The 18,151-nt window shown below is 60.0% G+C and carries 24 protein-coding genes; 9 read left to right on the top strand and 15 right to left on the bottom strand.

What is annotated here, in order from left to right:
- The first annotated feature begins 34 nt into the window (after positions 1-34).
- The 4 genes from SIC14_RS04875 to SIC14_RS04890 all read left to right on the top strand — a co-directional run bounded on the left by SIC14_RS04875 (position 35) and on the right by SIC14_RS04890 (position 3,705).
- On the top strand, positions 35-853 hold the full coding sequence (locus SIC14_RS04875; protein ID WP_412564708.1) for a hypothetical protein: 819 nt from the start codon (positions 35-37) through the stop codon (positions 851-853).
- Between the two features lie 137 nt (positions 854-990).
- A complete protein-coding gene (gene aroC, locus SIC14_RS04880; protein ID WP_412564709.1) occupies positions 991-2,097 on the top strand; it encodes a chorismate synthase in 1,107 nt (368 codons plus the stop codon).
- Positions 2,097-2,759 (top strand): HD domain-containing protein, encoded by a 663-nt coding sequence (locus SIC14_RS04885; protein ID WP_412564710.1) that lies wholly within the window; start codon positions 2,097-2,099, stop codon positions 2,757-2,759. The genes aroC and SIC14_RS04885 overlap by 1 nt, the downstream gene beginning before the upstream one ends.
- Position 2,760: 1 nt before the next feature.
- The gene (locus tag SIC14_RS04890; protein WP_412564711.1) at positions 2,761-3,705 is read left to right on the top strand and encodes an AEC family transporter; all 945 of its coding nucleotides are present in this window, start codon (positions 2,761-2,763) and stop codon (positions 3,703-3,705) included.
- 6 nt (positions 3,706-3,711) lie between these two features.
- On the opposite strand, the gene SIC14_RS04895 is transcribed toward SIC14_RS04890, so the two are convergent.
- The 3 genes from SIC14_RS04895 to SIC14_RS04905 are packed head-to-tail and all read right to left on the bottom strand — an operon-like array spanning position 3,712 to position 5,801.
- Complete coding sequence (locus tag SIC14_RS04895; RefSeq protein WP_412564712.1) at positions 3,712-4,128, bottom strand: thioredoxin family protein; 417 nt, start codon at positions 4,126-4,128, stop codon at positions 3,712-3,714.
- Between the two features lie 14 nt (positions 4,129-4,142).
- On the bottom strand, positions 4,143-4,898 hold the full coding sequence (locus tag SIC14_RS04900; protein ID WP_412564713.1) for a cytochrome c biogenesis CcdA family protein: 756 nt from the start codon (positions 4,896-4,898) through the stop codon (positions 4,143-4,145).
- 33 nt (positions 4,899-4,931) lie between these two features.
- Positions 4,932-5,801 carry a DMT family transporter gene (locus tag SIC14_RS04905; protein ID WP_412564714.1) on the bottom strand — a complete coding sequence of 290 codons (870 nt, stop codon included), beginning with the start codon at positions 5,799-5,801 and terminating at the stop codon, positions 4,932-4,934.
- A 91-nt stretch (positions 5,802-5,892) separates the two neighbouring features.
- Here SIC14_RS04905 and SIC14_RS04910 point away from each other — a divergent pair, with 91 nt between their 5' ends.
- Positions 5,893-6,291: a VOC family protein gene (locus SIC14_RS04910; protein WP_412564715.1), complete on the top strand. Its 399-nt coding sequence runs from the start codon at positions 5,893-5,895 to the stop codon at positions 6,289-6,291.
- 3 nt (positions 6,292-6,294) lie between these two features.
- On the opposite strand, the gene SIC14_RS04915 is transcribed toward SIC14_RS04910, so the two are convergent.
- From SIC14_RS04915 to SIC14_RS04925, 3 genes are all read right to left on the bottom strand, one after another.
- A complete protein-coding gene (locus tag SIC14_RS04915) occupies positions 6,295-6,672 on the bottom strand; it encodes a cupin domain-containing protein (protein ID WP_412564716.1) in 378 nt (125 codons plus the stop codon).
- Positions 6,673-6,793: 121 nt separating this feature from the next.
- Positions 6,794-7,081 (bottom strand): HU family DNA-binding protein, encoded by a 288-nt coding sequence (locus SIC14_RS04920; protein ID WP_412564717.1) that lies wholly within the window; start codon positions 7,079-7,081, stop codon positions 6,794-6,796.
- Positions 7,082-7,214: 133 nt separating this feature from the next.
- On the bottom strand, positions 7,215-8,696 hold the full coding sequence (locus tag SIC14_RS04925) for an AMP nucleosidase (RefSeq protein ID WP_412564718.1): 1,482 nt from the start codon (positions 8,694-8,696) through the stop codon (positions 7,215-7,217).
- A 96-nt stretch (positions 8,697-8,792) separates the two neighbouring features.
- On the opposite strand from SIC14_RS04925, the gene SIC14_RS04930 reads away from it, so the two are divergent.
- The 3 genes from SIC14_RS04930 to SIC14_RS04940 are packed head-to-tail and all read left to right on the top strand — an operon-like array spanning position 8,793 to position 10,545.
- Positions 8,793-9,227, top strand: a complete 435-nt coding sequence (locus SIC14_RS04930; RefSeq protein WP_412564719.1) for a VOC family protein — start codon at positions 8,793-8,795, stop codon at positions 9,225-9,227.
- Positions 9,224-9,688, top strand: coding sequence for a DUF1810 domain-containing protein (locus tag SIC14_RS04935; RefSeq protein ID WP_412564720.1), 465 nt, complete (start codon positions 9,224-9,226; stop codon positions 9,686-9,688). Before SIC14_RS04930 ends, SIC14_RS04935 begins: the two co-directional genes overlap by 4 nt.
- On the top strand, positions 9,685-10,545 hold the full coding sequence (locus SIC14_RS04940) for an SDR family oxidoreductase (protein WP_412564721.1): 861 nt from the start codon (positions 9,685-9,687) through the stop codon (positions 10,543-10,545). Before SIC14_RS04935 ends, SIC14_RS04940 begins: the two co-directional genes overlap by 4 nt.
- A 58-nt stretch (positions 10,546-10,603) precedes the next feature.
- Here the strand turns inward: SIC14_RS04940 and SIC14_RS04945 are convergent, their stop codons facing one another.
- From SIC14_RS04945 to SIC14_RS04985, 9 genes are all read right to left on the bottom strand, one after another.
- A complete protein-coding gene (locus SIC14_RS04945; protein WP_412564722.1) occupies positions 10,604-10,813 on the bottom strand; it encodes a hypothetical protein in 210 nt (69 codons plus the stop codon).
- A 170-nt stretch (positions 10,814-10,983) separates the two neighbouring features.
- Positions 10,984-11,199 (bottom strand): hypothetical protein, encoded by a 216-nt coding sequence (locus tag SIC14_RS04950; protein WP_412564723.1) that lies wholly within the window; start codon positions 11,197-11,199, stop codon positions 10,984-10,986.
- Positions 11,200-11,493: 294 nt separating this feature from the next.
- Positions 11,494-11,709 (bottom strand): hypothetical protein, encoded by a 216-nt coding sequence (locus tag SIC14_RS04955; RefSeq protein WP_412564724.1) that lies wholly within the window; start codon positions 11,707-11,709, stop codon positions 11,494-11,496.
- Positions 11,706-13,634: a 1-deoxy-D-xylulose-5-phosphate synthase gene (gene dxs / locus SIC14_RS04960; RefSeq protein WP_412564725.1), complete on the bottom strand. Its 1,929-nt coding sequence runs from the start codon at positions 13,632-13,634 to the stop codon at positions 11,706-11,708. The genes SIC14_RS04955 and dxs overlap by 4 nt, the downstream gene beginning before the upstream one ends.
- 21 nt (positions 13,635-13,655) lie before the next feature.
- A complete protein-coding gene (locus SIC14_RS04965) occupies positions 13,656-14,525 on the bottom strand; it encodes a polyprenyl synthetase family protein (RefSeq protein WP_412564726.1) in 870 nt (289 codons plus the stop codon).
- The gene (locus SIC14_RS04970; protein WP_412564727.1) at positions 14,526-14,768 is read right to left on the bottom strand and encodes an exodeoxyribonuclease VII small subunit; all 243 of its coding nucleotides are present in this window, start codon (positions 14,766-14,768) and stop codon (positions 14,526-14,528) included. It lies immediately after the preceding gene.
- Positions 14,765-15,691 (bottom strand): histone deacetylase family protein, encoded by a 927-nt coding sequence (locus SIC14_RS04975; protein WP_412564728.1) that lies wholly within the window; start codon positions 15,689-15,691, stop codon positions 14,765-14,767. The genes SIC14_RS04970 and SIC14_RS04975 overlap by 4 nt, the downstream gene beginning before the upstream one ends.
- 49 nt (positions 15,692-15,740) lie before the next feature.
- A complete protein-coding gene (locus tag SIC14_RS04980; RefSeq protein WP_412564729.1) occupies positions 15,741-16,442 on the bottom strand; it encodes a response regulator in 702 nt (233 codons plus the stop codon).
- A complete protein-coding gene (locus SIC14_RS04985; protein WP_412564730.1) occupies positions 16,439-16,936 on the bottom strand; it encodes a MarR family winged helix-turn-helix transcriptional regulator in 498 nt (165 codons plus the stop codon). Before SIC14_RS04985 ends, SIC14_RS04980 begins: the two co-directional genes overlap by 4 nt.
- 182 nt (positions 16,937-17,118) lie before the next feature.
- Between SIC14_RS04985 and SIC14_RS04990 the strand changes: the two genes are divergently transcribed.
- On the top strand, positions 17,119-17,985 hold the full coding sequence (locus SIC14_RS04990) for a branched-chain amino acid aminotransferase (RefSeq protein WP_412564731.1): 867 nt from the start codon (positions 17,119-17,121) through the stop codon (positions 17,983-17,985).
- The last annotated feature ends 166 nt before the right edge of the window (positions 17,986-18,151 follow it).

The following is an 18,151-nucleotide window of genomic DNA, read 5'->3' on the forward strand; positions in this document are numbered from 1 at the left end:
GGCGGGTGCCTAATCCCCAAGTAACGAGTATCAAATGAACTACCCTAATGCCTTCTCGGCAGCCGCAGCGCTATGCGCTGTCGTATCCGCAATTCCGGCCCACGCAATCGAACTGAACACCCTGGATCTGAATATCAGCCAAAATCGGCTGAGTTTTAACACCGCAACCTTTGAGAGCCGTTATGTGTCGCTTGACGCCTCAGGCACACTGACAGATCGGATCGGTTTTGAATTGGGTGCCGCCAGTGGCGCCCCGTCCAACGCTCGGCGCGGCGCCAGTTCAATCCACCGTCTTTCCGCCGCCCTGACCTATGACGTGAACGATATGGTCGAGCTGGGCCTTTATTACGACTGGGGCGGTTACACTTGGCTGACCAGCCACGACACCCGAACCTATGGTCTGCAAGCGCGGCTGGAGCATGCGGATTGGCGTGTCACCGGTTATTTGGGTCAGTCGGACTACGGCGCGCTTGGCGTCACAGACAAAGCCAAGACTTTTGGTCTGGATGTCCAACGCCGTTTTGGCTCCCGCTTTGCCGTTGGGGCCTACTATGACCACGAATCCCTGTCGCTGGCCGATTTGCAGCGCTATGGCCTGACGCTGGATTGGCGCTTGACCAAGCCGGCCGCCGTGCCCGTCACACTGCGTGCGAGCGCCGGCCAGCACCGTCTTGACGGTGAGACCAGCCAGAACATCGCGTTGACGCTGAACATCGCCCTCAAAGGCGATGGCCGGTTCGACCGTGGCAGCTTCCATCCACACTCGGGCTTTCACGACGGTTTTGCGATCACCGGCCTGCACTCTGGCCCCTCAGCACCGACCTATTGCGAGCTTTATGATTGTGACGACTGACCCCTGTCAGCTCTGAACCGCCCATAGCCATGACGGAAAGGCCACGCCCCAACGGGCAGTGGCCTTTTTGCTGGGCCGGTCCCTTCCCCCCTCTGCGCAATCCGGCTAAAGGGGAGACAAGCAAAGGGGACGCCCACATGAGCATGAATTCTTTCGGTCATCTTTTCCGTGTCACCACCTGGGGCGAAAGCCATGGGCCGGCGCTTGGCGCCACTGTGGACGGTTGCCCACCTGAGGTACCAGTGACGCCGGAAATGCTGCAGGTGTGGCTGGATAAGCGGCGCCCGGGCCAGAACAAGAACACCACCCAACGGAACGAACCCGATGCGGTGAAAATCTTGTCGGGCGTGTTTGAGGGCAAATCCACCGGCACCCCGATCCAGTTGATGATCGAAAACACCGATCAACGCTCCAAGGACTATGGCGACATCGCCCAGACCTTCCGTCCCGGGCACGCCGACATCACCTATCACCAGAAATACGGCAACCGCGACTATCGCGGCGGCGGCCGCTCTTCGGCCCGCGAAACCGCGGCCCGTGTCGCGGCCGGTGGTGTTGCGCGCGAGGCAATCAAGGCGCTGGTGCCGGGGCTGGAGATCAAGGGTTACATGACCCGCATGGGCGAGATGGAGATTGATCGCGACGCCTTCGATTGGGACGCGATCGACCAGAACGATTTCTGGATCCCGCAGGGCCCTGAACAGGCGCAAGAGTGGGAAAACTATCTGCAGAAACTGCGCAAAGACCATGACTCGGTCGGGGCGGTGGTTGAGGTTGTGGCGCGCGGCGTCCCTGCGGGCATCGGCGCACCGATCTACAACAAGCTGGACACCGATCTGGCAGCCGCGATGATGTCGATCAACGCTGTGAAGGGCGTGGAAATTGGCGAAGGCATGGCAGCAGCCGCACTGCGTGGCACCGAAAACGCCGATGAGATCTTCATGGGCAATGACGGGCAGCCGGTCTACAGCTCGAACCATGCGGGCGGAATCTTGGGTGGCATTTCCACCGGGCAGGATGTTGTTGTGCGGTTTGCGGTCAAGCCAACATCGTCGATCCTAACGCCGCGCCAGTCGATCCGCAAAGATGGCACCCCGATCGAGGTGATCACCAGGGGCCGTCACGATCCTTGCGTCGGTATCCGTGCGGTGCCAGTGGCCGAGGCGATGATGGCCTGTGTGATCCTGGATCACCTGTTGCTGCACCGTGGCCAGATCGGCGAAAACCGCGGCACCATCGGCTGATGGAGGCCCTGCGCGACGCCCTGCGCGTGATCGCCGCACAGGAGATGGCTCAGGACAGCGCCCATGATCTGGCCCATCTGGATCGGGTCTGGGCCAGCTGCCACCGCATCGCCACTACTGAGGATGGCGATCTGCGTATTCTACTGGCCGGTGCCTATCTGCATGATCTGGTGAACCTGCCCAAAGATGCCCCCAACCGGGCCGAGGCTTCGACCCAGGCCGCAGCAGCGGCCGCGCCACATTTGACGCGCTTGGGCTATGTGCCTGAGGAGGTTGCTGCCAGTCAGCATGTCATCGCCGCACATAGCTTTTCGGCTGGAATAGAGCCTCAATCCCTCGAAGCGCGCATCCTGCGGGATGCTGACAGGCTCGATGCCATCGGGGCCATTGGTCTGGCCCGTTGTTTCGCCGTTTCAGGCGCTTTGCGGCGTCCGCTTTACGATCCGGTGGATCCCTTTGCCCTTGACCGTCCCCTTGATGATAAAGCGCAGGCATTGGACCATTTCCCGCTGAAACTGCTGCAACTGGGCCAAGGTATGCTGACCCAAACCGGGGCCGAGATTGCCCACGAACGCACCAACCTTATGCAGCACTTCCTAAACGATCTGGCCGGGGAGATCGGCACCGACGCGCCGGACCATTGGACTGGGGCAGCCCCCTGATATGTTTGATATCCTCGGCATCACCTTCCCGATTTTCGCCACCATCGCGCTTGGATATGCTGCGGTGCGTTTTGGGGTTTTCGCCCAGAGCGACATGAAGATCCTTGGTAAATATGTGCTGAACATCGCCCTGCCTGCTCTGCTCTGCGCTGCCGTGGCACGGCGCGATCTGGCCGAGGTTCTGCAATTCAACTACGCGCTGGTCTTTGCTCTTGGCGGGGTGGCAACCTTCGCGCTGGTCTATCTGGCCCTGCTGGCGCAGGGCACCGGCCCGGCCCGCCGCGCAATCGGCGCAATGGGCAGCTGTTGCCCGAATTCGGCCTATGTCGGCTATCCGGTGATGCTGATGATCCTGCCCGATCAGGCCGGCATTGTGCTGGCGCTGAACTTTCTGGTGGAAAACTTCCTGCTGATCCCGCTGGGGCTGATGTTTCTGGAAAGCGCCCGCGACACTGGGGAAAAGAACAAGCTGCGGATGCTGGGGCGGCTGTTCCTGTCAATTTTGAAACGGCCCATGTTCATCGGGCTGCTCAGTGGTTTGGCGCTGCTGGTTCTGGATGTCGAACTGCCATCCGCCGCCTTCCGTTTGCTGGATATGCTGGCGGCCTCTGCCTCGGCGCTTGCATTGGTGATGATTGGTGGCTCACTGGTCGGCCTGCCCCTGCGCGGAGAGATGACGCTGGCGGTGCAGATCCTGATCGGCAAGCTGTTCGTCAATCCGGCGATGGTGATGCTGGCTGCAGTGGCCCTGCCGATGCTGGGGATGCCTGCGCTCAGCCCTGAGATGTGGCTCGCGGCGGTGATGTCCGCCGCCATGCCGATGCTGGTGCTTTACGTGGTCTTTGCGCAGGAATACGGGCATGAGGGCATCGCCTCCATCGCGCTGCTGGCGGCAACGGTCGGGGCGTTTTTCACCCTCTCCAGCCTGCTGTTCCTGCTGACCTAAGTCGCGTTAAGATCCAGCTGCCAACGCCTGATCCATCAAGGCTTTGATGGTGCTTTTCTTGGTGTCCGCCACAATGCGGCCAATCTCGGCCTCACCCTGCAGGGCCACAAGCGTTGAACGACGTGGAATACGCAGCTCTTTCACCAGATCTGAACGGCCGTACTGATCCCAGTCCACATTGATGAAGGTGATTTTCTCCGCATAGGCAGGGTTTTCCGCCATCAGCGCGGTGATCGCCCGTTCCTGCGCAGCACAGGTGGAACACCAGTCCGCCTTGAAGTCGAGGAACACCACCTCCCCCTTGGCCAGATGCGCCTTGGCGAGACCTTCGGTATAATCCAACGGCTCCGCCCATGCCGCTCCGGCGACACCAGCGGTCAACAGCGTAGCGGCCCCAAGGGCGATGAAATCACGACGTTTCATAGTCTTATCCTTCTTCAGAAGCGAACAGAGAGGTCTTGCAGCCAATAGGGCAAGGCGTTGACCGCCCAGGCCTCAGCGTAGTGTTGCAGACGGAACAACAGGGCGAGGCCCACAGCCAGGAACACGACGCCCATCGCCGGACGGGCCTTTTCCGCAATCAACCGCATCACACCTTTGTGGCGGATCAACAGCCCGCGCGCACCATAGCCCAGCGCAAGAATGATGGTACCGACCCCGGTGGCAAAGCTAACCATGATCGCGCCAGCCCACAGCAGGCTGCCACCTTGTGAGGCTAGCGAAATGGCGCCCCCCAGCGTGGGGCCGATACAGGGGCTCCAAACCGCGCCCAGCAACAGACCGCCCAGAAACTGGCCGCGCAGGCTGCTGTGATCCAGAGTGTTCAGCTGCCCATCAGCAGAGGCGGCGATGCCCGCTGTGGCAGTTGTGAATGCGGTGGAAAGCCGGGGCACTAGCAGGATCAGGCCAAAACCGATCATCAACACCGCCCCGGCGTCGGAAATCATCTGCGCATCAATGCCAAGGGCAAAGCCAAAACCGCTGACCAACAGGCCAAAGCTGACAAAACTCACCCCCATGCCTAGCGCCAGCGCCACCGGCCCCAGCCGGTGCGCCTGCAAGGCTCCGGCCAGCACGATGGGCAACACCGGCAAGACACAAGGGTTGATCAGGGTCAGCAGCCCCGCCAGATATCCAAACAGCAATTCCATGCCGGTAAAATGCGGCGAACGGCTGGCGATGTCATCCGACAATGCCGTGACGGGTCTTCACGTCCTCGTGCGGGATTATGTCGGTTTCTGCTTGGACAGCTGCACCGCCAGAATGCCCGCTGCAATCACCGCCACGCCGATCACGTCGAGCATGCCCAGTCGTTCGCCCAGCAATGCGGCCGCAATAGCAACGCCGAAAAACGGGTTGAGGAAGTGGAAGGTCGCCGCCTTCACTGCGCCAATCCGGTTGACCAAGGTGAACCAGACCCAGGTGGCGGCCAGACCGGGCACCAAGGTGGTGTAGACAAAGGCGACCACCAGCTGCCAGCTGAGCGTGACCTCAATGGTTTCCAGCATCGCCGCAGGCACCGCCAGACAGGCGGATCCCACCAACATCTGCAACCCCACGATCATCATCACATTGCCCCCCGAAGAGGCCCCGCGCACAGACAGCGTGGCCACGGTTAGGGCCACCGCGCCGATAATGCACAATGTCACGCCAAAGGGGTCCACGCCGGTGCCCACCCGCGCGCCCATAATCAGGACGACGCCGATGATGCCTAGCACCAGACCAGCCACGGCCAGTCGCGGCAAACGGTCCCGAAAGATCGCCCAGCCCGCCAGCGCCACCATCAATGGCATGGTCGAGGCAAAGATGGAGGCCAGCGAGGCTTCGATCGTCTGCATCGCCACAAAGTATAGTCCGAGGTAAAGCGCGTTCTGACAGACGCCAAATATCACCGTTGCCTTCCACTGCGCCCGGCTGAGCCGGAAGCTCTGCCCCAGCGCCAGCGCGAGGCCGACTCCGATCAGGCCAGAGATCAGAAAGCGCAGCGACAGCGAGGCCATGGGCGGCGCATATTCCACGATCACCCGCGCCGAGGTGAAGGCCGAAGACCACATGAGGGCAAAAGCCAGCCCCAATCCGATTGCACCTGCGTTCATCTCTTGCCCTGCCCTGCGTCCCGTGTTCCCTTGCCGGCCAGCTAACACGCCACTTCGGTGGATCACAAGCCGGACAACTACGGAGGGTTCGATGGCCCAGGACACAGATACCAAGGACACGGGCACCAAGGGCACGGGCACCGCCAGCATGATCACCTGGGTTTACTGCCACGATCTGGCGGAAACAGCGGCGTTCTACGGCGATGTCCTAGGCCTGCCGCTGTGGCGGGACGCCGGTGCAGCGCGGGTCTATGAGGCGGGCGAAGGCGCATTGATCGGCGTGTGCCGCGCGTTCGCAGACCGTGTGGTGAACCCCAGCGGCGGCATGATTACCCTGCTGCGGGAGGACGTGGACGGCTGGTATGACCGGCTGCAGGCCAAAGGCGCCAAGCTGCAGGGCGCCCCGGAAAAAATCGAGCAGTTTGGGATCTACAGTTTTTTCTGCGAGGATCCCAATGGCTATGTGATTGAGGTGCAGACTTTTCTTTGAGGTCTACGGCTGTAGACGTTTCAGCTCGGCAACGGTTTTGTCACTGTCCGCATCCCCCGTGTTCAGCGTGGTGGCAGGTTCAAACATCACCACAATCGGACGTTCCGTCAGCGCCCGAGGTCGATGCTCGACCCCACGCGGCACGGTCAGAAAATCGCCCGGCCCCATCTCCACCACCCCATCGCGGAAATCGAGCGCGATGCGGCCGGACACCACAAAGAACGCCTCATCCTCGTTGGGATGGGAATGCCAATCAAAAACCGCGCCAAATTTGGCCACTTTCACCTGACTGTCGTTCACATCCCCCACAACATGAGGATCCCAAACATCCGTGATCTGTGTTTCGGCTGCGGTCTGCAGGCTGATCTTCTTGGGTGGCATGGGGCAATCCTTGGGCTTTGAAATACAGAAGCAAGGTATGTTGTCCGGTGTTGAACACAAGCACCCCAAACAAAAAGGGCCGCCCTGAGGCGACCCTTTCCGTAATCTGGCAGATGCAGACTTAGGCGTTTACGCTGTCTTTCAGCGCTTTCGCGATGGTCATTTTCACAACCTTGTCCGCGTCTTTTTTGATCTGCTCACCGGTGGCAGGGTTGCGCACCATGCGCTCGGGGCGCTCGCGGCAGTAGATTTTGCCGATGCCGGGCAAGGTTACGGCACCGCCGCCCGATACTTCATTGGTGATGATCGACACAACAGCGTCGAGAGCAGCGCTTGCGGTTTTCTTTTCCGCGCCCATTTCCTCGGCCAGCGCAGCTACCAGCTGGGTCTTGGTCATCGGTTTTGCCATTTTTTAGGTCTCCTTAATTCGCCCGATCACTTGGGCCTCTTCGCGCGTATTTAACGGTATGTGGCGTATAAACACAACGAATTGTGTTCTGCAACTACGCCGAAACTAGCAAAAAAGACTGGTTTACCCCGGGTCAAAGGAACGCGGTTTCATCGAAACTGCGCAGTTTCCGACTATGGATGCGTTCCAACGGCATATTCCTTAGCCTTTCCATGGCCCGAATGCCAATAAGCAAATGCCTCGAAACCTGTGTTTTATAGAAGTCTGAGGCCATTCCGGGCAGTTTGAGCTCTCCGTGCAACGGCTTGTCGCTGACACAGAGCAACGTGCCGTAGGGCACACGGAAACGGAAGCCGTTTGCGGCGATGGTGGCGCTTTCCATATCCAGCGCAATGGCGCGGGACTGGCTGAGGCGTTGGACCGGGCCGGTTTGGTCGCGCAATTCCCAGTTCCGGTTATCAAGACTGGCCACAGTGCCCGTCCGCATCACCCGTTTCAGGTCATAACCGTCAAGCTGAGTTTCCTCGGCCACGGCCATTTCCATTGCCACCTGGATCTCGGCCAAAGCAGGCACAGGCACCCAAACCGGCAGGTCGTCATCCAGCACCTTGTCTTCGCGCAGGTAAGCATGGGCGAGAACAAAATCCCCGAGGCTTTGCGATCCTCGTAGACCGGCACAATGGCCGACCATGATCCAGGCATGGGGCCGCAGCACGGCAATGTGGTCAGTCGCGGTTTTGGCGTTAGAAGGCCCCACCCCGATGTTCACCAGTGTAATCCCCGAGCCATCGGGGCGTTTCAGGTGATAGGTCGGCATCTGTGGCATCTTGGGCGACGCCATCAGCTCTTGGTCGGCATCCGTGATCTCGGCGTTACCAACGGCCACAAAGGAGGTGTAGCCGCTGTCCGGATCCGCCAGCATTTTGCGGGCGTAGGCCTCAAACTCCGAGACATAGAACTGGTAGTTGGTGAACAACACGTGGTTCTGGAAATGCTCAGGGTCGGTGGCGGTGTAGTGGCTGAGACGGGCCAGCGAATAATCGACCCGCTGCGCGGTGAACGGCCCCAGTGGCATGGTGCCATCTTCGGGCAGCTCATAGGTGCCGTTAACGATGTCATCATTGGTGGTGCTGAGATCCGGCACATCAAAGACGTCACGCAGAATGAAATCCGCCGCGCCTTCTTGTGGCACGGTGATATCCGCCTCACCGGCAACCGCAAAATGCACAGGGATTGGGGTGTCGGACAAACCGATTTCCACCGCAACGCCGTGATTGTGCATCAACAGACCAATCTGCTGTTCCAGATAGTTGCGGAACAGGTCCGGTCGGGTGATCGTGGCGGCGAAACGGCCGGGGCGCGACACATGGCCGAAGCTCAACCGGCTGTCGACCTTGGCATGAGTTGTGGTGGTGATCCGGACCTCTGGATAGAAGGCGCGGTAGCGGCGATCCGCGTGGCCACTTTCCATTGCAGCGCGGAAATTCTGCGCCAGAAAACTGGTCGCGCCGTTATAGAGCATCTCCAGACGGTCAACGGCAGCGGTGGCATTGGTGAAATCCTCTGCCCCCGGCAATACGGGGGTTTCGATCATCACATCCTGTGAATTGGGCATTATGCGTTCCCTTTTCGCCTCACGTTGACATGGGTGGAACACAGGTTCAACCATTCCTGTGACAATCTGTCGTCATCGGAACAGGAGTGGCGGAAATTGGACTATAACACGGTGAGCCCCGAGGATTTCGGGGCTGGTTTGCGCGGGATGGGACTGAATCTGCTGGTGCGGGACGTGCAGGCCCATGTGGAGTTTCTGACCGATCTCTTTGGTATGGCGGCCTTTCAACCCTCGGCAGACTTTGCCATCCTGCGCTACGGCGATCAGGTGTTTCAGCTGCACAGCGACGGCGCCTTTGCCAACCATCCGCTCTCGGGGCTGTTGCCCGACATTCCGCCAAGGGGGGCGGGGATTGAGCTGCGGCTCTATGAGACCGATCCCGATCAGGCCGCCGCACGTGCGACTGAACTGGGTGCCGTGGTGCTGCAAGCACCGAAGAACAAACCCCACGGGCTGCGCGAGGCGGTGATCCTTGACCCCGATGGATATGCCTGGGTGCCTTCGCGCCCGCTGACTGCTGAGGACAAATGACCAAAGACCTGACCGATGAATTGGCGCTGGACCTGGATCGCTTTGTTCAGGCGCAGGCCCGCAATTATGACGCCGCCGAACGGGAAATTTCGGCAGGCCGTAAAACCTCGCATTGGATGTGGTACGTCTACCCGCAGCTTCTGGGGCTGGGACGGTCGGACTTCTCGCTTTATTACGGGCTGGACGGCGTGCGCGAGGCGCAGGCCTATCTGGCGCATCCGGTTCTGGGGCCGCGGTTGGTGCATATGACGGAGTTGATGCTACAACATCTCGACATGCCCGCCGAAGTCATTCTGGGCCGTGTTGACGCTGGCAAGCTGCGCAGCTGTGCGACGTTGTTCGCCAGCCTCTCGGGATCACATCCGGTCTTTGCACAGGTGCTGGACATGTTCTATGACGGCGAGCGCTGTGCCATCACCGAAGCGTTGTTGGCAGGAGATCAGGATGAGGCAGAAGAATGACCAAGACACTTCTCTCTTTTGGCCACGGCTATTCCGCTGCGGCGCTGGCGGCTTTGCTGGTGCCTGCCGGATGGCGGGTGATCGGCACCACACGGAAGCCTGAGAAATTGGACCGCCTGCGGGCCGCAGGTGTGGAACCGGTGCTGTGGGCGGACGACCTGTCGGCACACATCGGCACGGCCAGCCACCTGCTGATTTCCTCCGGTCCCGATGCAGAGGGCGACCCCACACTGCGCCGCTACGAGGGTCAGATCACCGCCCGCGCCGCCCATTTTGACTGGGTGGGCTACCTGTCCACCACCGGCGTCTATGGCGATCATCAGGGCGGTTGGGTCGATGAGGACACGCCCATGAAACCCTCAACCCGTCGCGGCCAGCTGCGCGTTGAGGCCGAAACAGCCTGGCGCTCCATCCCCGGCCTGCCGCTGCACATCTTCCGTCTGGCGGGCATCTACGGTCCCGGACGGGGACCTTTTGCCAAGGTGCGTAACGGCACTGCCCGGCGGATCATCAAAGAGGGGCAGGTGTTTAGCCGCATCCATGTGGACGACATCGCGCAGGTCTTGGCAGCCTCGATCGACCGGCCCAATCCCGGTGCAGCCTATAACCTGTGTGACAATGATCCCGCCCCCCCCGAGGATGTGATTGCCCATGCGGCTGAATTGCTAGACCTGCCGGTGCCGGAGGCGGTTGATTTCGACACTGCCGAGATGACGCCGATGGCGCGCAGCTTTTATGCGGAATCCAAACGGGTGCGGAATGATCGTATCAAAGAAGAACTGGGCGTGGCGCTGAAACATCCCGACTATCGATCCGGGCTGGCCGCGCTTTTGGCATCTGAGCAGGCAGAGGCATAACCCAGTCACAAAAAATGGCCCCGCGGGGCCATTTTTCCATTCGCCAGACACGTTGGTCTTACGGCGAAACAGGCGCAGTCGTGGACTTCAGAGCGGCCAGCAGCACGGCAGTGATCATGATACCCATGATGACCATGCCATCCGCCGAAGAAGACGCCGCAGCGGCTTCGATGACTTCAGGTTCAATGCGCGAGGCACCGGGGTTACCGGCGAGGGCGGGCGTGGCCAGAGCGACCAGAGCGGCCGGCAGAGCTACGAGACGTTTCATAGGTATTCTCCAAAACTTGCGATTCTTATTCGAAGCGAAAATGGCGTTCCGCCCAATCACCCTCAACAAAAAGGTTGCGCCCTTCGCGAGAAAGACGAAACCGTTGAAAAAATATCGCAATATTGCAACGTTTTGCCCAAAAAACGGCGGGCAAAACGGCTGCTTTGCCCTTAGGTCGGGTAGTACATGCTGCTGGAGGTGCTTTGCAGCGCAGCCAGCAGAACCACAGTGATCATGATCCCCATGATGATCAGCCCATCCGCGGAAGAGGAGGCCGCCACGGCCTCGATCACTTCGGGCTCAATGCGGGCTGCATCTACATTGCCAGCCAGTGCCGGCGACGCCAGAGCCAGCAGAGCTGCGGGCAGAGCGAGAATTCGTTTCATATTGATTTCCTCCAGGTAACGTTCAGGTAAAGTTTTTAGTTATTGAAAAAAGCCTAAAGCCGGAAAGATCGCCGCATATATGAAAAATGGGCGATATCGCGAATAATTGTCGAAGATCGTTGAAAAAATGGCGCAGTTTGCGCTGTTTTTGACGTCCACGTTCAGAACAAACCCTTCAGGGTTGCGCAGCCTCAAACCCAACATCAAGCAAGCGGGGAGGCGTCAGGCGACAGATTGAAGCCGCATGACGCTTTGTCGGGGGTAGGCCCACCTTGTTTCGGGGACCTACGGACCTCAGTACATCGAGTAGGACGAGCCGGTGCTGGTGCTCAGGGCCGCCAGCAGAACAATCGTAATCATGATCCCCATAATAATCATCCCGTCGGCCGAGGAGGCCGCCGCGGCGGCTTCGATCACTTCGGGTTCAATACGGACCGCTTCAACATTACCGGCAAGCGATGGTGAGGCAATAAGAGCTGCGCTAAAGGCAGCAAACGCAATCTTTTTCATGCTCTCTTCTCTCCAATTGACGCAATATTCAGTAGTTCTAATATTTTCGCCTCAATATCGGAGTCGTTCAAGCCTGCGATGTCATACATTGCCTTCGGGCTGGCCTGATCGATGAAAATGTCCGGTAGAACCATCGACCGGAACTTGATTCCACGGTCGAAAACACCGTCTTCGGCCAAAAACTGGGCCACATGGCTGCCAAAGCCGCCCACAGCGCCTTCTTCAATTGTGATCAGAACCTCGTGATTCGCGGCCAGTTCACGGATCAAATCCTCATCCAAGGGTTTGGCGAAACGAGCATCTGCGACGGTGGGTGTGATCCCCTTGGCCGCCAGACTGTCACAGGCCTTCATCACCTCTTGCAGGCGGGTGCCGAAAGACAGGATCGCCACGCGGCTGCCCTCCTGGATAATCCGGCCTTTGCCAATTTCCAGCGGTGTGCCGCGTTCCGGCAGGTCGATGCCCACCCCTTCACCACGTGGATAGCGGAAGGCAATCGGCCCCTCGTCATGTGCGGCCGCTGTGGCCACCATATGCATCAGCTCGGCCTCATCTGCCGCCGCCATGACCACGATACCCGGCAGGTTCGCCAGATAAGCCACGTCAAAACTGCCCGCATGGGTTGCGCCGTCCGCCCCAACCAGACCCGCACGGTCAATGGCAAAACGCACCGGCAGACGCTGGATGGCGACGTCATGCACCACCTGATCGTAGCCCCGCTGCAGGAAGGTCGAATACATCGCGCAGAACGGCTTCATCCCCCCGGCCGCCAGACCAGCGGCAAAGGTCACACCGTGCTGTTCGGCAATGCCAACGTCAAAACACCGGCTCGGGTAGCGTTCCGCAAACAGCCCCAAGCCGGTGCCGTCCGGCATTGCGGCCGTCACTGCAGTGATCTTGTCATCCACCGCCGCCTCGGCCAGCAAAGCTTTGGAGAACACGTTGGTGTAACTGGGTGCGTTCGAAGGTGCCTTGTGCTGCTTGCCGGTTAGAACGTCGAACTTGGCAGTAGCATGGCCCTTGTCCAGCGCGGCCTCTGCGGGGGCGTAGCCCTTGCCTTTTTTGGTCTGCACATGGATCAGCACCGGACCAGTGGCCCGCGCCTTCAAGGTTCGCATCACCTGCAGCAGCTGCGGCATGTCGTGACCATCCACCGGCCCGACATAGGTGAAGCCCAGCTCCTCGAACAGGGTGCCGCCAATGGTCATGCCCTTGATCATTTCCTTGGCCCGCTTCGCCCCTTCACGGAAGGGTTCGGGCAACAGGCTAACCGCGCCTTTGGCGGCCTGTTTGAAATCCTGCAGCGGCTCAACGGTATACAGGCGGTTCAGATAGTTCGACAGCGCCCCCACCGGCGGGGCAATCGACATATCGTTGTCGTTCAGCACCACAAACAGGCGTTTGCCCAGATGGCCCGCGTTGTTCATCGCCTCAAAGGCCATGCCTGCCGACATCGAGCCATCTCCGATCACCGCAATGGCATCGCCCAGACCCGCCTCAGGGTTGCCACCCAGATCCCGCGCCACAGCAAAGCCGAGGCCCGCCGAGATCGAGGTCGAGCTATGCGCCGCGCCAAAAGGGTCATAGGGCGATTCAGAGCGTTTGGTGAAGCCCGACAGCCCGTCCTGCTGCCGCAGGGTGCGGATCCGGTCGCGACGACCGGTCAGGATCTTATGCGGATAACATTGGTGCGACACATCCCAGATCAACTTGTCCCGCGGGGTGTCAAAAACCGAATGGATTGCCACGGTCAGCTCCACCACACCCAGACCAGCGCCAAGATGGCCGCCGGTTTCGGACACGGCGGAAATGGTTTCCTGCCGCAGTTCATCCGCGATCTGGCGCAGCTGCGCATCATTGAACCGTTTCAAATCCGCAGGTGCATTCACCTGATCGAGAAGCGGTGTATCGGGTCTGTCTGACATGGCCCCCTCCGGGGTGGGATTCTAGCTGTGTCGCGAGATAACGAAACGCGCTGCTTGCCGCAAGGTTTCGGCCTCGCCACCATAGCAATCTAGGGCGTCACAGGCCTCTTTCACCAAGGTTTCTGCGCGGGATTTTGCCGCAGGCAGCCCCAGCAGGGACACAAAGGTTGCCTTGCCCGCATCAGCGTCTTTGCCGACGGCCTTACCAACGGTTTCAGCGTCTCCTTCGACGTCCAGAACATCGTCCCAGATCTGGAAGGCCAGACCCAGTTTTTGCGCGTAGATGCTCAGCGCCTTGGTGTCGGCTCCCGCCAAAACCGCCCCTGCACAGGCAGACCATTCGATCAGCGCGCCGGTCTTACCGGCCTGCAATTCGGTGATCTGTTCCAGCGTCAGAGGCGTGTCTGCGGTTTCGGCTGCGATATCCAGCGCCTGCCCTTTGACCATCCCCTCGGCCCCAACAGCCCGCGCCATGCGCAGCACCAGATCGGCCCGCACCAACGGATCCGCGGCGGCCTCTTCGCGTGACAGCAGCTCAAACGCCAAAGTCTGCAGTGCATCGCCCGCCAGAACTGCCGTGGCCTGATCCCATTTCACATGCACCGTCGGCAAGCCACGGCGCAAATCGTCGTCATCCATGCAAGGCAGGTCATCATGGACCAGCGAATAGGCATGCAGTGCCTCAACCGACGCCGCCGCCCAAACCGCCTGTTCAGCCGCAATCCCATGCAGGCGGGCGCTTTCCATCACCAGAAAAGCACGCAGCCGTTTGCCGCCCGCGCTGGCATAGGACATCGCCTGCACCACCGGCAGGTCGCCCATCGCACCAATCACGGCATCCAGATGCACCTGCACCCGCGATGCGGCGTCTTTCAAACGGGTTTCAAACACTTAGAGGCCTTCGACAGGTTTCAGACCATTGGGCTGCCCGTCACCATCCAGCGTGATTGCGGCAACCTTTTCCTCGGCCTCTTTCAGCTTGGCCTCGCAACGTGCCTTCAATTGCGCGCCACGCTCATAGAGCTTGATGGAATCCTCCAGCGCAACATCGCCACGCTCCAGCTGGCCAACAACAGTTTCCAGCTCTCGCATCGCTTCTTCGAAGCTCATCTCGCCGACGGGTTTCTCGCTCATGCGCCCCTCTCCATCAAAACCTGAACATGTGCAGCGGCCGAAGCCGCCAGCGCCGTCAGATCATATCCGCCCTCCAAAGTCGAGACAACGCGACGTTGGCAATGTTTCTCGGCCAGATCGCAGAGCTGATGCGTCAGCCAAACATAATCCGCCTCCTCCCAATTGAGCCCGGCCAAGGGGTCCGCGCGGTGTGCATCAAACCCAGCAGAGATCAGGATCAATTCGGGCGCGTAGGTATCGATCATCGGCAGAACCTGTTCGCGGTAAGCCGCCCGCATCTCCGTGCCGCCTGTACCTGAAGGCAGCCGAATGTTGACGATCTGGTCATACTTGCCCCGTTCGCCTTCTGCCTCTGAACCTGGCCATTGCGGATGTTCCTGGCTCGAGAAAAACCGCACCCGCCGTTCCTCCCACAACAGCGCTTGCGTACCGTTGCCGTGATGTACATCGAAATCCACAATCGCCACGCGGGTCAGCCCATGGCGTTCCATCGCATGCCGCGCGGCGATGGCAACGTTGCCAAACAGGCAGAACCCCATCTCTTTAACTGCCTCAGCGTGATGCCCTGGAGGCCGACAGGCGACAAAAGCGTTCTCCACCTCACCCGCCAGAACCGCATCCACCGCGGCCACGGCACCCCCAACGGCGCGCTGCGCCGCCACGTAAGAACCGGCAGAAACAAAGGTATCCCCGTCCAACGCCCGCTTTCCCGTCTCGGGCAGGGAGTTGGCAATATGGTCAATGTGGCTTTGCGGATGGCAGAGCAGGATATCGGCAGTGTCACACAGCGGCGCAAAGCGGCGCTCCAGATCTAACCCGGCAAGCGCAGCCTCCACATATTGCAGCCGCGCCACCTGTTCGGGATGGCCCGTGGGCGTTTCATGGTTCAGACAATCGGGATGAGTATATAGCGCAGTGGTCATGGCGGCAGCTTAGAGGGCTGCCGCCACAGGTCAATCTTGGTTAGACGCCTTAATCCGGCGCCAGCATGTACCCCGCGCCACGCACCGTTTGCAGATAGCGCGGCTGTTTCGGGTCACTCTCCAGCTTGCGTCGCAGACGGGTGATCTGCACGTCCACTGCCCGTTCCTGTGCCTGCCCGCGGTCACGGCCCAGATCCTCCACCAGTTTGGCCCGGCTGATCGCTTCACCGGGCAGGGCCGAGAAGATCTTCATCAGCTGGCTTTCGGTGGCGGTCAGCCGCACCATTTCGTCACCGCGCCACAATTCGCCCCGGTCGATGTCATAGCGGATCGGGCCAAGGCTCAGCACCTTGGGCGCTTCGTCTTTGGTTTCCGGGTCCGGCATACGGCGCAGAATGGCGTTGATCCGCAACAGCAGCTCTTTGGGCTCAAACGGTTTCGACAGATAGTCATCCGCCCCCGCTTCCAGCCCCGCAATCCGATCGGTGGTTTCACCTTTGGCCGTCAGCAACAGGATCGGCGTCGCCATGCTCTGACGCAGATCGCGGGTCAGGCTGACACCATCTTCGCCCGGCATCATCACATCCAGTACAATCAGGTCAAAATCCAAGCCCGACAACAACCGCCGCGCATGTGCTGCGTCCCGCGCAGCAGAGACCAAAAATCCGTTCCGGATCAGAAACTTCTGCAGCAGGCTGCGAATACGTTCATCATCGTCAACGATCAGCAGATGGGCATCAACGTCGCTCATGTGCCGCTCTCCCGCAGGGCGTGATATTTGCGCCGCATCTCAGGATCCATCATCGCCTCCAGCACCTTTCGGAACCCTGCCACGGCCTGAGGCCCCGCCGCACGATAGGCCGCCCGCATGCGGGCGCGTTGGGCGTCAGACAGCTTGCGCTCCAACTCCTGCCCCGCTTCGGTTAGATAGAGGTTGCGCTCGCGCTTGTCGGTCACCCCAACCCGGCTTTCCACCAGACCATCCTCAATCAACGTCCGCAGCACACGGTTCAGCGATTGTTTGGTCACACCCAGAAGGATCAGCAGGTTGTTGACGGTGGTGCCCGGCGCCCGATTGATAAAGTGGATCGCCCGGTGATGCGCCCGCCCATAGGCCATGCCAGCCAGAATGCGATCCGGATCGGCAGTAAATCCACGATAGGCAAAGAACATCGCCTCGATGCCCTGTCGCAATTGCTCGTCGGTAAGGAACAGGAGGTTCTCGCCCGTGCTGACGTCGCTCATCAAATCCTCCGAAAACTACCTAATGCCAATGGTTTCATCAGCTTATGTCAGTCTTGTTGACTTTCCAAGAACGGAATGCTACCGAATCTCAGTTTTCGCGCAAGAATATGACCGCTCCGGACCGATTCAGCGCAATTTTTGAAAATACCCGCAGACACCCGCTTGGGGCAGGAGAGACGACAATGGCCGGTTATGACGATCGCGACGGCAAGATCTGGATGAATGGCAAACTGGTGGAATGGCGGGATGCCAATGTCCACATTCTCAGCCACGCGCTGCACTATGCCTCCTCAGTGTTCGAAGGAGAACGCTGCTACAACGGCAAGATCTTCAAATCGGTGGAACACTCTGAACGCCTGATCAAATCGGCCGACCTGCTGGACATGGACATCCCCTACTCTGTCGAAGAGCTGGAAGCCGCCAAATACGAGGTGCTGAAAGCCAACGGCTGGCAAGACGCCTACGTACGGGCTGTGGCCTGGCGCGGCGCGGGCGAAGACATGGGTGTTGCGTCGCGCAAAAACCCGGTGCAGGTCGCCGTCGCTGCCTGGGAATGGGGCAACTACTATGGCGACGCCAAGATGAAAGGCGCCAAGCTGGACATTGCCAAATGGCGCCGCCCAGACCCGGCCACCATCCCGCATGAAGCCAAGGCCGCCGGGCTCTACATGATCTGCACCATGTCGAAACACGCCGCCGAAGACAAAGGCTGCTCGGACGCGATGATGTATGACTACCGCGGCTATGTGGCCGAGGCGACGGGCGCGAATATCTTCTTCGTAAAAGACGGTGAAGTGCACACCCCCAAGCCTGACGCTTTCCTGAACGGCATCACCCGCCAAACCGTGATCGGCATGCTGAAAGACCGCGGTGTGAACGTGATTGAACGCCACATCCTGCCGGAAGAGCTGGCCTCGTTCGAACAGTGCTGGCTGACCGGCACCGCGGCTGAGGTCACGCCTGTAGGCCAGATCGGTGACTTCACCTTCGAAGTAGGCACACTGACCCGCGAAATCTCCGAAGCCTATGAGGCGCTGGTCCGCGCCTAAGCCCATAACTCAATAGAATACAGAAAGGCGGCCCCAACACGGAGGCCACCTTTTTTACGTCTTTCAATGATCCCCAAATACTCCCGCCGGAGGCACCCCGAGGGACCAAAGGTCCCGAGAAACAAAGCGCGCGCCCCGAAGGGCGCGCACCGTTTAACTTCGCAAT

The organism is Thalassobius sp. MITS945101, assembly GCF_047123305.1.
GTDB lineage: Bacteria > Pseudomonadota > Alphaproteobacteria > Rhodobacterales > Rhodobacteraceae > Thalassobius.

Excerpts from the sequence above, each read along its gene's own strand:
- SIC14_RS04985 (WP_412564730.1), bottom strand. The coding sequence starts at position 16,936 with ATGAGCGACGTCAGCACGGGCGAGAACCTCCTGTTCCTTACCGACGAG.
- SIC14_RS04890 (WP_412564711.1), top strand. The coding sequence starts at position 2,761 with ATGTTTGATATCCTCGGCATCACCTTCCCGATTTTCGCCACCATCGCG.
- SIC14_RS04885 (WP_412564710.1), top strand. The coding sequence starts at position 2,097 with ATGGAGGCCCTGCGCGACGCCCTGCGCGTGATCGCCGCACAGGAGATG.
- SIC14_RS04925 (WP_412564718.1), bottom strand. The coding sequence starts at position 8,696 with ATGCCCAATTCACAGGATGTGATGATCGAAACCCCCGTATTGCCGGGG.
- SIC14_RS04920 (WP_412564717.1), bottom strand. The coding sequence starts at position 7,081 with ATGGCAAAACCGATGACCAAGACCCAGCTGGTAGCTGCGCTGGCCGAG.
- SIC14_RS04895 (WP_412564712.1), bottom strand. The coding sequence starts at position 4,128 with ATGAAACGTCGTGATTTCATCGCCCTTGGGGCCGCTACGCTGTTGACC.
- SIC14_RS04905 (WP_412564714.1), bottom strand. The coding sequence starts at position 5,801 with ATGAACGCAGGTGCAATCGGATTGGGGCTGGCTTTTGCCCTCATGTGG.
- dxs (WP_412564725.1), bottom strand. The coding sequence starts at position 13,634 with ATGTCAGACAGACCCGATACACCGCTTCTCGATCAGGTGAATGCACCT.
- SIC14_RS04935 (WP_412564720.1), top strand. The coding sequence starts at position 9,224 with ATGACCAAAGACCTGACCGATGAATTGGCGCTGGACCTGGATCGCTTT.
- SIC14_RS04970 (WP_412564727.1), bottom strand. The coding sequence starts at position 14,768 with ATGAGCGAGAAACCCGTCGGCGAGATGAGCTTCGAAGAAGCGATGCGA.
- SIC14_RS04910 (WP_412564715.1), top strand. The coding sequence starts at position 5,893 with ATGGCCCAGGACACAGATACCAAGGACACGGGCACCAAGGGCACGGGC.
- SIC14_RS04875 (WP_412564708.1), top strand. The coding sequence starts at position 35 with ATGAACTACCCTAATGCCTTCTCGGCAGCCGCAGCGCTATGCGCTGTC.
- SIC14_RS04990 (WP_412564731.1), top strand. The coding sequence starts at position 17,119 with ATGGCCGGTTATGACGATCGCGACGGCAAGATCTGGATGAATGGCAAA.
- SIC14_RS04980 (WP_412564729.1), bottom strand. The coding sequence starts at position 16,442 with ATGAGCGACGTTGATGCCCATCTGCTGATCGTTGACGATGATGAACGT.
- SIC14_RS04950 (WP_412564723.1), bottom strand. The coding sequence starts at position 11,199 with ATGAAACGAATTCTCGCTCTGCCCGCAGCTCTGCTGGCTCTGGCGTCG.
- SIC14_RS04975 (WP_412564728.1), bottom strand. The coding sequence starts at position 15,691 with ATGACCACTGCGCTATATACTCATCCCGATTGTCTGAACCATGAAACG.
- SIC14_RS04945 (WP_412564722.1), bottom strand. The coding sequence starts at position 10,813 with ATGAAACGTCTCGTAGCTCTGCCGGCCGCTCTGGTCGCTCTGGCCACG.
- SIC14_RS04915 (WP_412564716.1), bottom strand. The coding sequence starts at position 6,672 with ATGCCACCCAAGAAGATCAGCCTGCAGACCGCAGCCGAAACACAGATC.
- aroC (WP_412564709.1), top strand. The coding sequence starts at position 991 with ATGAGCATGAATTCTTTCGGTCATCTTTTCCGTGTCACCACCTGGGGC.
- SIC14_RS04955 (WP_412564724.1), bottom strand. The coding sequence starts at position 11,709 with ATGAAAAAGATTGCGTTTGCTGCCTTTAGCGCAGCTCTTATTGCCTCA.
- SIC14_RS04940 (WP_412564721.1), top strand. The coding sequence starts at position 9,685 with ATGACCAAGACACTTCTCTCTTTTGGCCACGGCTATTCCGCTGCGGCG.